Raw genomic sequence first — 12,517 nt, 5'->3', positions numbered from 1 at the left:
TTGATCTTAAATCAGTAGTTTTCGTCATGGATATTCTAAAAGTTTCATGGCATTTAGGCTGATTTATCAGTGTGAACAGCAACCAACTTTTCAACGCTTTCATTGCTTAATATTTCCCTGTTCGATGAAAACTCAAAAAAATAATAGGGAATTACAATGCAAAAATTTAAGCTTTTGCCAATAACAGTCGCAGTGGCGGCCTCGCTTGCTTCACTCTCTTCTTTTGCTGCTGATACTGATATCGAAGCATTAGAAAAACGAATTCAAGAGTTAGAATCTAGGGTTCACTTCTCCGCCTTGTTTACTGCTAACGACCAAACCGCTTACGGGGCGATTAAGGCGCTACACGATCACGGTTATAAAGTGCCAGAAGATGTGTCAGTGATTGGGTTTGATGACTTACCAACGTCGAAGTATTTCACACCCGCGTTAACAACATTAAGGCAGCCAATTGAAGAGATTGGTGAAGTGTGTGCTCAGTCGATCTTGAACTTGTTATCTGGCGAGCGACATGAAGCAAGGTTGCCTCAGATTGATTTAATTGTGAGAGAGTCGACCAAATCTTTGTATCGTTAATTTCAAGACAAGCATCAAGGTGGTGCGCCTGTGATGATTCGTACTGATGTCAATGCGAACCATGGTGCAGGAATACCGCTGAGTAAAGCTATCGATCTCACCGCTTATATTTGCGCGTTCATATTGTTCAATACGGGGCAGGTAAGCTAAAACACTTTTGCCCCAAAGTTTGTTACAACAATGGAAAAAGGACTGACGAGTCAGCCATCTTTAATGGTTCGTTTTGGGGCTGTTTTCCGAGGAGAGCTTTGTATGAATCACACACCTCAGGGTTTTAGAAACTTAACCAAGACTTATTCGCATGGAATGGGGTCACTGAATTTCGACTTATTAAATTTCCATTTAAGATTTTCGGTTCATATGGAACAGCTTCATCACGTAGCTTTAACGCTAACTTAACAGCATTCTGTGCCATGAGTTCAATCGGTAAGTCTATGGTCGTTAATTCTGGGGTTGAAAACTCACCAAAAGGATCATTATCTATACCAATAACAGATACTTGACTTGGAACGTGAACCCCTTCTTCTGACAAAGCTTTAATCGCTCCTAAAGCCATATTATCGTTAAATGCGAGAATCGCCGTAAACTTCACATTTAACTTCAAGAGGTTGGTACACAGATCATATCCACTTCTTATATGGTAATCACCGGATAACACTAAAGATGGATTATAAGGCAATCTAGATGATTCTAAAGCTCGCTTATAACCTTCGATACGAGCTTTTCCTGTTGGGTTGTCTATTGGACCAGTTATGCATGCGATGCTCTTATGACCGCATGAAATCAAATGTTCCATTGCGGTCACGATAAGACTAGATTGATCAATGGATACTGAATGGTAATTCCCTGCCATAGAGGCACGGTTTAACACAACAAAAGGCACGGACAGTTGTGATTCTAACGTTTGTATATGCTCATCAGATAGGGTTCGGCTATAAAGCAAAATGGCATCAAATTGCCCTTCTAGTTGTCTAATTACTTCATATTCATGTTGAGGGTCATTCTTACCATCGATTACTGTTAGTGTTTTGCCTTCTGATTGAAGTTGAATTGAGATTTGCTGTAATAGTACACCCCACCTAGTACTGTCATAGTTAGACAGTACCAATGCCACTGTATCAGTTTTATTTGTCGCTAAAGCTTGAGCGGTCCGGTTTGGACGGTAACCCAACTGTTCCATCGCGGCGAAGACACTATCTTTTGTCGATTGTTTAACCTGACCTGTGCCGTTGATCACACGCGAGACTGTTGCTTTGGAGACTCCAGCAAGTTTGCTGACATCAACAATGGTACTCATTCTATTCCTTTCATCACTTACCCACGTTACGTTTGGATATTATTATAAGTTATTGTTTATATGGACCAATTATCAAAAAATAAAGTTATCTTACTGTCTACTAGAACATAGTAACCCCTAAATTCGAACCCGATTTCTTACCTAATGTGATGCCCGTCATCAATTGTAGCATTGAGTAACGATATTTTATGACATTTCTCACACAAGTGAAACCGGTTTCTGTAACCGGTTTCTGTAACCGGTTACATTTTTCTCGTACTCTACAACGCTTACTAGATTAAGTGATAAATTAATAAGAAAAGGAACTAAATCATGATCAACATTTTATTGTGCTGTGCTGCTGGTATGTCTACTAGCATGGTCGTAAACAAAATGAAGCAATCTGCGGCAGCGAAAGGGATTGAAGCGCATATTGAAGCTGTGGGATTAGATGAATTCGAGTCGAACCTTCCAAACTTCGATTGCGTTTTACTAGGTCCACAAATTAAATACAAACTCAATGATTTCAAAGAGATTGCTGATGCTGCTAACAAACCAATTTCTGTAATGAATCAAATGGATTACGGCATGATGAAAGGCGAAAAAATCCTTAACGATGCAATCACAATGCTAAATCAATAAGAGGGATATCACGATGAAAGCATTATTCGATTTTCTAGAAAACACCTTAACACCGATAGCAGGCCGACTGGCAACTCAAAAGCACGTGTGTGCAATTCGTGACGGCTTCATTGGCGCAATGCCCTTCATGATCGTGGGTTCTTTCTTGCTTGTGTTTGCTTTTCCTCCTTTTTCGGAAGATACCGCGTTTGCCTTAGGTCAATGGTGGATTTCAATGTCATCCACCTATTTTGATGAAATCATGACCCCTTTTAATATGAGTATGGGGATTATGTCATGTTATATCTCTGCTTGTATCGCGTATAACCTAGCAAATAGCTACAAGTTAGATGCCCTACCAACGGCAATGCTTTCATTGATGTCATTTCTTTTGATAGCAGCACCGATGAAAGATGGTGCTCTGTCTGCAACGTACCTTGGTGGCACTGGTATCTTTACTGCAATCATTGTTGCGATCTTTGTTACTGAACTGACTCGTTTCTTAAAAGTTCATAATATTGGCATTAAAATGCCGGAGCAGGTGCCTGATAAAATTCGTCAGTCATTTAACCTGCTGATCCCAACAATGATCGTGATAGTTACAATTTATCCACTAAACCTTCTAATTCAAAACAATTTCGATATGCTAATTCCAGGTGCAATTATGGCTCTATTCCAGCCATTGGTATCAGCATCTGACACATTGCCGGCGATTTTACTTGCTGTACTTGTTGCACATACTCTATGGTTTGCTGGTATTCATGGTTCAGCAATCGTTTCTGGCATCATGGCACCCTTCTGGCTTTACAACCTAGGTGTAAACCAAGAAGCTCTTGCTGCAGGAATGGAACTGCCTCAAGTGTTTATTGAACCATTCTGGTCGTTCTTTATTGTATTAGGCGGCTCTGGTGCAACATTCTCATTAGTTCTACTTTACCTGAGAAGTAAATCTGCTCACCTTAAAACAATCGGTCGTCTTGGTGTAGTTCCTGCAATGTTCAACATCAATGAACCTGTAATCTTTGGTTCACCAATCGTTATGAACCCTATTATGTTCATTCCATTTGTCGGCGCTCCAATGATCAACGCTATCATCGCTTACTTCGCGACGAGTATGGACTGGATTGGCAAAATGGTTTCACTGGTTCCTTGGACGGCACCAGCACCAATAGGTGCAGCTTGGGGAGCTGGATGGCAGCTAAACAATGCTGTATTGGTGTTCATTCTAATTGGTGTAAATCTGGTTGTTTACTACCCATTCTTCAAAATTTACGAAAAACAGTTGCTTGCAGAAGAGCAGCCTCAAGATAACAAATCTAGTGAACAAAGCTTCGCGTAACATTCATCCAACTCAATAGAGTGGGTACTACCACTCTATTCATCAAAAATATTGAGGATATCCACATGGAACTAGAATCAACCGTAATGGAATTGATCATCAATGCTGGCGAGTCAAAAAGCCTAGCAATGCAAGCGCTACAGAATGCAAAGAAAGGTGAATGGGCAGAAGTTGACTCATTACTAACACAATCTACTGAGGCATCAAAGCGTGCTCACAAGGTTCAAACTGAGCTCATTGGAATGGATGAAGGTGAAGGAAAAGTGCCAGTGAACCTAATCATGGTTCACGCTCAAGACCACATTATGACTGCAATGCTTGCTCGTGAGTTGATTGAAGAGCTAATCAACCTACACCGTAAAATTCAATAAAATAACAACAGATTAAAATAAAGAGATAAACATGAAACCTAAGAATCTAACTCCTTTCCCTACCGATTTCTTTTGGGGCGCGTCAACCTCAGCTTACCAAGTTGAAGGCGCTTGGAACGAAGACGGTAAAGGACCATCAGTTATCGATATGGCTCCAATTGTCGAGGGTACAACAGATTTTAAAGTTACCAGTGACCACTACCACCACTACAAAGAAGACGTAGCACTATTTGCAGAGCTAGGCTTGAAAGCATACCGCTTCTCTGTGGCTTGGACGCGTATCTTCCCTAATGGTGACGGTGAAATTAACCAGAAAGGCGTGGAGTTTTACAGCAACTTAATCGACGAACTGATCAAGCACAATATTGAGCCTATCCTAACGATTTATCACTTTGATTTACCATACGCTTTACAACAAAAAGGCGGGTGGTCAAATCGTGACACTGTTGATGCGTTTGCACTGTACTCTAAAACACTATTCGAGCTGTACGGTGACCGTGTTAAGTACTGGCTAACAATTAATGAACAAAATATGATGATCTTGCACGGTGATGCCATTGGTACCAAGAGTGTTAGCGGTGAGAACCCGGTGAAAGATCTATACCAACAAAACCACCACATGTTGCTAGCACAAGCCAAAGCAATGGTACTTTGTCACGATATGCTTCCTCAAGCTAAAATTGGTCCTGCGCCAAATGTTTCAACGATTTACCCTGCATCTTCAAAACCAGAAGATGTTCTTGCAGCGAACACGTTCTCGGCAATTCGTAACTGGCTATACCTAGATATGGCAGTTTATGGTCGCTACAACCCAACAGCGATGCGATTCTTAAAAGAACGTGATGCAACACCAGAGATTGCAGACGGCGATATGGACATTATGGCTCAAGCTAAGCCTGACTTTATCGCCTTTAACTACTACAACTCGCAAACCGTTGCTGAAAGTACTGGTGATGAGAGCGACATCAACTCAACTGGCGACCAACAAATCACGATTGGTGAAGTCGGTGCTTACCGTGGTACTGAGAACCCGAACCTAGTGAAAAACGAGTTTGGTTGGGAGATTGACCCTGTTGGTTTCCGTACCACAATGCGTGAAATTTACGAGCGTTATGCTCTACCTCTTATTGTGACTGAGAACGGTCTAGGTGCTTTTGATACCGTCGAAGCTGACGGTTCAATTGATGATAGCTACCGCATCGAATATCTACAGCAACATATTGACCAAGTTCAGCTTGCTATCACTGATGGTGTTGAGGTCTTCGGTTACAGTCCTTGGTCTGCAATTGACCTAGTCAGTACTCACCAAGGTTGTGCTAAACGTTATGGTTTTATTCATGTTGACCGTGAAGAGTTTGACCTAAAAGAGATGAAACGTTCTAAAAAGGCAAGCTTCCATTGGTACAACGCTCTTATCTCTAAACACACTGCATAACCAGTCTGAATGCTTGGAGCCTACGCTCCAAGCATTCAATTAAACTAGGAAAAGACTATGAAATTCTCCAACAGTTTTCTGTTTGGCGCAGCCACTGCCGCTTATCAAATAGAAGGCGCAATCGATAAAGACGGTAAGGGCCCGAGTAACTGGGATGAATTCGTTAAAATCTCAGGCAAAACCTTTGAAAATACAACGGGTGAATTAGCTGTAGATCACTACCACCGTTATAAAGAAGACATTAGACTCATGGCAGAAATGGGGCTAGAGTCATACCGTTTTTCTATCGCTTGGCCTCGAATTATTCCTAACGGTACTGGTGAGGTGAATCAAAAAGGCATCGATTTCTACAACAACATTATTGATGAATGCTTACATTACGGCATTGTACCATTTGTGACTTTATACCATTGGGATTTACCATTGGAGCTAGAGAAACAAGGCGGCTGGACGAATAAAGCAACCATTGATGCGTTTGTTAACTATGCCAAAGTTTGTTTTGAAGCATTTGGGGACCGTGTTAAACACTTCATAACCTTCAATGAAACCGTTGTTTTCTGTGGTCATGGTTACCTTGCTGGCGCCCATCCACCAGGTATTAAGGATGAGCCTAAGCTCTACTTTCAAGCCACTCATAATGTATTTTCAGCACATGCGAAAGCAGTACTCGCATACAAAGAGCTAAATCAATATGGTGATATCGGCTTAAGCCACGTATTCTCTCCTGCTTTTTCAGTGGACGATAGCATCGACAACAAATGGGCAGAGCGTCACGCAAATCAATTCGGCATCAACTGGTACTATGACCCTATCTTGAAAGGTCACTACCCTGACTATGTTTTGAAGATTCTTGAAGAGCGTGGCTGGATGCCTGAAATACTTGAGGAAGAAAGACTCGCATTAACCCAAGCTGCTCCACTCAACGATTTTATTGGTTTGAACTACTATCAACCCGTACGAGTAGAAAGAATTCTAGGCCAAGCAGAACACGTTGAGCATTCACGAGAAAATGCCACAGGTGCTCCTGGCAACCCAAGCTTTGATGGTGAATACCGCAGCGTATCAATGAAAGATAAGCGTTACACCAAGTGGGGTTGGGAGATTTCACCGGAAGGCTTTGTTGATGGTTTGAGACTACTCAAAGACTATTATGGTGATGTCACTATGTACATCACTGAAAATGGCCTCGGTGATGAAGACCCAATCATTGAGGGAGAGATATGCGACATTCCTCGAATTAACTTCATTAATGACCATTTAGTGGCTGTAAAAAAAGCCATTGATGAAGGTGTGAACATTCAAGGTTATTATGCATGGTCTGCAATTGACTTACTCAGTTGGCTGAATGGCTATAAAAAGCAATATGGCTTCATTTATGTAGACCATCAAAACAACCTAGACAGAAAGAAAAAAGCTTCTTTCCATTGGTATAAGGACATTATAGCGAGTCGAGGGGAAAGCCTTAAATACCCCGCTTAAAATCAAGCGAGCTATTGCAAAAAATGTCAATAGCTCGTTTTTGACCAAAAAGTAAAATCATTAATATTATGACTTCGAGCGCTTTCATAAAAGCAAAGAATAAAAAAAGACTGAACGTGAGAAAGTGTTGGCCGGTGAACTCTATAACCCGGTAGATGATGAGTTAAGTAAAAAGACGTCGTAGGTGCAGAAAAATAGAACGTCAACTTAACAACACAATGATAGGTGCTCCAGAGTAGAGGAATTCAATTGATGAACTTAGTCATCTTTGTGGCTTTTTAGCTAACTTATTGATTGCTAGGTTAACAATGTTACTAAAACACTTTTGTCCAAAAACGAGTTGAACTAAGCCGCTCTTCGACTATGACGACTACCAGCGAACTCTGTTTAAAGTCCGTTAATTTTAGCAAACCTTCATAATCACTGGTTCGAATCACTGAGTTGATTTTTCATATACGCCAGAAACGAAAAATGTCGCATCCATGCGACATTTCTCTTTTGGCGGCCAAACCAGTTTTGCTATATCCATTCTAGATTTCAATCCATTAGGAGATTATTCAGAATGTAATTATAAGACGCTGTTAATGTTGATTAGTTCCCTTTATGCGGCATTTTTTTTCGATTTATCTTCTAAGTCGAATGACGCAGCGATTAATTTCTTGGTGTAGTTGTTTTTCGGCGCATTGAAAATCTCTTCTGCAGACCCTTCTTCCATCACTTCACCCTTCTGCATCACCAGTACACGATCCGACAGTGCTTTCACTACCGAGAGGTCGTGGCTGATGAACAGAAAGCCAATATTGTGCTTGGCTTGAATGTCTTTCAGCAGGTCAATCACGGTCAGTTGTACTGAGCGATCGAGTGCTGAAGTCGGTTCATCCAGCAAAATGAAAGAGGGCTCTAGAATCAGTGCGCGAGCAATCGCGATACGTTGTCTTTGCCCGCCAGAGAACTCATGCGGATAACGGTTTATTGAATTCGGCTCTAAGCGAACTTCAATCAATGCTTTGCGCGCTCTTTCTAAACGTTCTTGCTTGGATAGATGAGGTTGATGCACCGTCAAGCCTTCGGTGATGATTTCCCCAACTGTCATACGTGGTGATAAAGAACCATAAGGATCTTGGAACACCATTTGGACATCTTTCTTGAGCTTGTGACGCTCTTTATCATTTAATAAGCTAACGTCTTGGTCTTTGTAAACAATACGTCCGGTACTCGGCAGCAAGCCGATTAATGCACGTCCAAGGGTTGATTTACCTGAACCAGATTCACCAACAATGCCTAGCGTTTCGCCTTGCTTAAGATTCAACGAAATGCCTTTTACGGCTTCGAAGTACTGGCTTTTACTCTTGATAAAGTGTGATTTCACCAAGAGCTGAACTCGGATGTCGTCAGCACACAATAGTTCTGGGGCTGTCGCCTCAACAGGAACCTTAGCGCCTTTCGGAATCGAGTTAATCAGCATGCGTGTGTAATCGTGTCTTGGATTCTCGAATAAGGCTTGAGTCATCCCTTCTTCAACTAGCTCACCTTTGCACATCACCAGAACACGGTCGGCAAAATGTTTTACTACGCCAAGGTCATGGGTGATGAACAAAATTGCCATGCCCATTTTGTTTTGGATTTCTTTGATAAGAGAAAGCACTTCCGCTTGTACGGTCACATCCAATGCGGTGGTGGGTTCGTCGGCAATCAAAATATCGGGCTCGTTGATTAAAGCCATCGCAATCATGATGCGCTGCAACTGACCGCCTGAAAACTCATGCGGATACTTGTTGTAAGCCTGTTCTGGCATTGGTAAATGCACAAGATTGAAGAGCTCTAGCACACGCTGTTTTGCTTTTGATTTCGATACATTGCGATGCCACATAATAGCTTCTGCCACTTGAATGCCGACGCGCAGGTATGGGTTCAAAGATGTCATCGGCTCTTGAAAGATCATGCCGATTCTGTCGCCACGAATCGACTGCATTTCACGCTCTGATTTTTCGAGAACAGACTCGCCTTCAAACTCAATTTGAGACTGCGGATCAATAATGGCGTTGTCTGGAAGTAGACGCATCAGTGCGTTGGAAGAGACAGATTTACCAGAACCTGATTCACCAACAATGGCCAAGGTTTCGCTGGATTTAAGGGTAAAGTTAACCTTTTTCACCGCATCAACGATTCCATCGTTGGTTTTGAAGCTAACGGAGAGGTTATTGACTTTAAGAAGAGCCCGGTCCGACATGATATATCCTTATCAATTTAAGACATTAGGTGAAGATTGAACTTCTGACGTTGTTTTAAGTTGCCCAAAATGGTGATGAGCACGTTGAATTTGTTCTAGTTCGAGCATCCAATGCGAACTGCGCTGAGCGCTGCAAAAAGCGATCAGGTGATTGAGCAAACCTTCGCTCTGCTTTTCCAATAATCCAAAGGTACGTTGAATCAGCTCAGTGTTCTCCAGAGAGATAAATTGCATCAGAGCGTAAGATTGATTCAAGGTATCGAAGGCTTGTTGGTGCTGACCTAATCGGTTGAGTATCTCTGATTGAGCGACGCTCGCGTCTCTTAACCCGGCAAGCAAGCAGGCAAATTGGCAAGGCTTGATATCGCTTTGGTATGCTGCATCTTGGATGTGATGAGGAAGTGAGGTTAGAACATCACCATATAGGCGCTGTGCTTCAGGCCAGTGACCTTGTTCCATTAACTGTTCAGCTTTTAGGTAGTGCATCCAGCATCGTTCAATTTCCATATCCACATCCTCAATTTATAATATCAGAAAATGTTAATGATATTTATTATCAATTGCAAATTAAAATCATTCACATGTTAAGTTGGTGAATTAAATGACGAGCTATTCCTAAAAATGGCCTAAATTGTGTGTTATTTGTTCAGTTGAACAGCTGTGTAGCGTAAGTCACTAAATTTGTAGGAAATTACATCTACACTGATTTTATCTACACCCAAGTAATGAAGGACTAAGGAGGCGGCGATGGCGATGCAAAGACTCAATACAGAACAGCTGTATCAGGTAGCGGATTTAGATAAGCTACCATGTAAGTCGACCAAAGAACTGGCTCCAATTGACGAAATCGTCGGGCAGGAACGGGCACAAAAAGCCGTTGAGTTCGCGATGTCAATCAAGGAAAAGGGTTACAACATTTATGCGATAGGGCGAAATGGTCTGGGTAAACGCACCATGATCTTGCGCTATCTGAACCGTCACCCTCAAGAAGTGCAGGAGCTTTTTGATTGGTGTTATATCGCGAACTTTGAAGATATTCGTACACCTAAGGTACTGAAATTACCTCGTGGCGTTGGCAGCAGCTTAAAGCAAGATATTGAAAAGCTAATGCGTAAATTGCTGAAAGGTATGCCTCTAGCGTTTGATAACGAGATGTACTTTAGCCGTGCTGATAGGCTTAAAAACCAATTAGCAGCTAAGCAACAAGCCGCGTTAGAAAGCATTAGCCAAGAAGCGAAAGACAAGGGCATTAACCTGACGATCACCACTCAGGGTGATTACCAGTTTGTGGCCATGAATGGGGATGATCTTCATACCGAAGAGAGCTTCGATCTGCTTTCGCCAGAAGAGCAAGACCAGTTCGATAAAACCATTGATGGATTGGAAGTCGGTCTGCGAACCATTTCTCGTGAGTTGACGGAACTTGAAGAAACGTACACTGAGAAAATTCAAAAACTGAATGATGATACGGCGCGAGACGTGATCACGCACTTCATCAAGCAATTGAAGAAGGATTACAGCCAATATCCAGACATTAAAAAGTACCTAACGGCACTGCGTAAAGACATTGTCGACAACGCTGACATCTTCTTAGAAGAGAGCACTGAGCAAGCCGAAGTTGCAACCGCTTCTTTGGATAAGAAAATGCCGCGTCGCTACAAGGTTAACGTGATTGTGAGCCAAAAGGAGGAGACTCTGCCGATCGTGGTGGAAGAGAATCCAAATTATCACTCTCTGTTTGGCTATGTAGAAACGGCAACGTTCAAGGGCACTGTCTTTACAGACTTCTCATTGATTCGTGCAGGTAGCTTACACAGAGCTAACGGTGGCGTATTGCTGATGGATGCGGTGAAGGTACTTGAGCAGCCGTACGTTTGGGAAGGCTTGAAACGAGCGCTGCGTTCACGTCAATTGAGCTTCACTTCATTAGAGAAAGAGGTGACCTTAACGGGCGCGGTATCGCTTGATCCAGAGCCGATTCCATTGGACGTCAAGATCATCCTGTTTGGCGACTACCGAACTTACCAACTGCTGCAACACTACGATGCAGAGTTTGGTGAATTGTTCCGTGTGACGGCCGATTTTGAAGATGAGATGAAGCGTACTCCCGATTCTGAAATGCACTACGCGCGCTTTATTTCGAGTATCGTGCACGACAACAACATGCTGCATTGTGACCGTAAAGCGATCGCTCGCATCATTGAGCACAGCTCTCGTCAGGCGGGTGACCAAGGTAAGTTGTCGCTGCACTCGGCACACATTGCTAATCTGCTTCGTGAGTCAAACTACGTGGCGAGAGGTTCAAAGTCGAACCTGATTCGAGCAACACACGTCGACCAAGCGTTATCTAACCAACAGATGCGTGTCGGACGACTGCAAGACAGTGTGATGGAGACGTTTACCAACGGCACAACACTGATCCATGTTGATGGTCAGGCGGTTGGGCAAGTGAATGCTCTGTCTGTATTAAGCACCACCGATCACATGTTCGGTGCGCCAAACCGAATTACTGCCACCACGGCTTACGGCGATGGTGAAGTGATTGATATCGAAAGAAACGTAGACTTAGGTGGCAGCATTCACTCAAAAGGCGTGATGATCTTGTCGGCTTACCTTTCTTCCGTATTTGGCAAGACAGCCAAAGTCCCTCTCACCACTAACATCACCTTCGAACAATCGTATGGTGGCGTCGATGGTGACAGTGCGAGTATGGCTGAGTTCTGTGCGGTGGTGTCAGCGTTTTCTAAGCAGCCAAACCGTCAAGACATCGCGATTACAGGCTCGATGAACCAGTTTGGTGAGTCTCAGCCTATTGGTGGTGTGAACGAGAAAATTGAAGGTTTCTTTGATGTGTGTGAAATCAAAGGGCGTTCAAACGAACAAGGGGTGATCATCCCGCGTTCAAATGTTCACAACCTGATGCTGCGTAGCGATATTGTGAAAGCGGTTGAAAAGGGCGAGTTTAATATCTGGGCGATTGACCATGTAACAGAAGCGATTGAACTGTTCACAGGCAAAGCCGCAGGTGAGGCGAGTGATGAGGGTAGTTATCCAATTGATACTATATTTGGTATCGCCCAAGCTAAACTGAACGCACTGCGCAAATAGTTTGAATATCTAGATACACAGTTTAATAGCTAAGCTAAATAGATAGATAAACAAACAGATAAACAGCTAAAACGCAAAAGCC

At 42.7% G+C, this 12,517-nt stretch carries 10 protein-coding genes; 7 read left to right on the top strand and 3 right to left on the bottom strand.

All coding sequences use genetic code 11. The features are described 5' to 3' along the window. The first annotated feature begins 156 nt into the window (after window positions 1-156). The gene (locus tag AB4486_RS06400) at window positions 157-576 is read left to right on the top strand and encodes a substrate-binding domain-containing protein (protein WP_372116749.1); all 420 of its coding nucleotides are present in this window, start codon (window positions 157-159) and stop codon (window positions 574-576) included. 274 nt (window positions 577-850) lie between these two features. Here AB4486_RS06400 and AB4486_RS06395 read toward each other — a convergent pair whose 3' ends face one another. Further along, complete coding sequence (locus AB4486_RS06395) at window positions 851-1,873, bottom strand: LacI family DNA-binding transcriptional regulator (protein ID WP_102332276.1); 1,023 nt, start codon at window positions 1,871-1,873, stop codon at window positions 851-853. A gap of 312 nt (window positions 1,874-2,185) precedes the next feature. On the opposite strand from AB4486_RS06395, the gene AB4486_RS06390 reads away from it, so the two are divergent. From AB4486_RS06390 to AB4486_RS06370, 5 genes are all read left to right on the top strand, one after another. After that, entirely contained in the window at window positions 2,186-2,494 is a 309-nt protein-coding gene (locus AB4486_RS06390) for a PTS sugar transporter subunit IIB (protein ID WP_102332275.1), read from the top strand. 13 nt (window positions 2,495-2,507) lie between these two features. Then, window positions 2,508-3,812 (top strand): PTS sugar transporter subunit IIC, encoded by a 1,305-nt coding sequence (locus AB4486_RS06385; RefSeq protein WP_372116747.1) that lies wholly within the window; start codon window positions 2,508-2,510, stop codon window positions 3,810-3,812. A 65-nt stretch (window positions 3,813-3,877) separates the two neighbouring features. Next, window positions 3,878-4,183 carry a PTS lactose/cellobiose transporter subunit IIA gene (locus AB4486_RS06380; RefSeq protein ID WP_102332273.1) on the top strand — a complete coding sequence of 102 codons (306 nt, stop codon included), beginning with the start codon at window positions 3,878-3,880 and terminating at the stop codon, window positions 4,181-4,183. Window positions 4,184-4,214: 31 nt separating this feature from the next. After that, complete coding sequence (locus AB4486_RS06375) at window positions 4,215-5,618, top strand: glycoside hydrolase family 1 protein (protein WP_372116745.1); 1,404 nt, start codon at window positions 4,215-4,217, stop codon at window positions 5,616-5,618. A 57-nt stretch (window positions 5,619-5,675) separates the two neighbouring features. Beyond that, on the top strand, window positions 5,676-7,097 hold the full coding sequence (locus tag AB4486_RS06370; protein WP_102332271.1) for a glycoside hydrolase family 1 protein: 1,422 nt from the start codon (window positions 5,676-5,678) through the stop codon (window positions 7,095-7,097). A 601-nt stretch (window positions 7,098-7,698) separates the two neighbouring features. On the opposite strand, the gene AB4486_RS06365 is transcribed toward AB4486_RS06370, so the two are convergent. Together AB4486_RS06365 and AB4486_RS06360 are read right to left on the bottom strand one after the other, a co-directional pair. Beyond that, complete coding sequence (locus AB4486_RS06365) at window positions 7,699-9,327, bottom strand: ABC transporter ATP-binding protein (RefSeq protein WP_372116743.1); 1,629 nt, start codon at window positions 9,325-9,327, stop codon at window positions 7,699-7,701. Window positions 9,328-9,339: 12 nt separating this feature from the next. Beyond that, window positions 9,340-9,834, bottom strand: a complete 495-nt coding sequence (locus AB4486_RS06360) for a hypothetical protein (protein ID WP_017068585.1) — start codon at window positions 9,832-9,834, stop codon at window positions 9,340-9,342. Between the two features lie 240 nt (window positions 9,835-10,074). On the opposite strand from AB4486_RS06360, the gene AB4486_RS06355 reads away from it, so the two are divergent. Further along, window positions 10,075-12,435 carry a Lon protease family protein gene (locus AB4486_RS06355; protein WP_017061577.1) on the top strand — a complete coding sequence of 787 codons (2,361 nt, stop codon included), beginning with the start codon at window positions 10,075-10,077 and terminating at the stop codon, window positions 12,433-12,435. The last annotated feature ends 82 nt before the right edge of the window (window positions 12,436-12,517 follow it).

Source organism: Vibrio sp. 10N.222.55.C6 (genome assembly GCF_041473395.1).
GTDB classification, from domain to species: Bacteria; Pseudomonadota; Gammaproteobacteria; order Enterobacterales; family Vibrionaceae; genus Vibrio; species Vibrio crassostreae_C.
The sequence above is the reverse complement of the archived record's forward strand: the minus strand, read 5'-3'. Positions and strand labels throughout refer to the sequence as shown.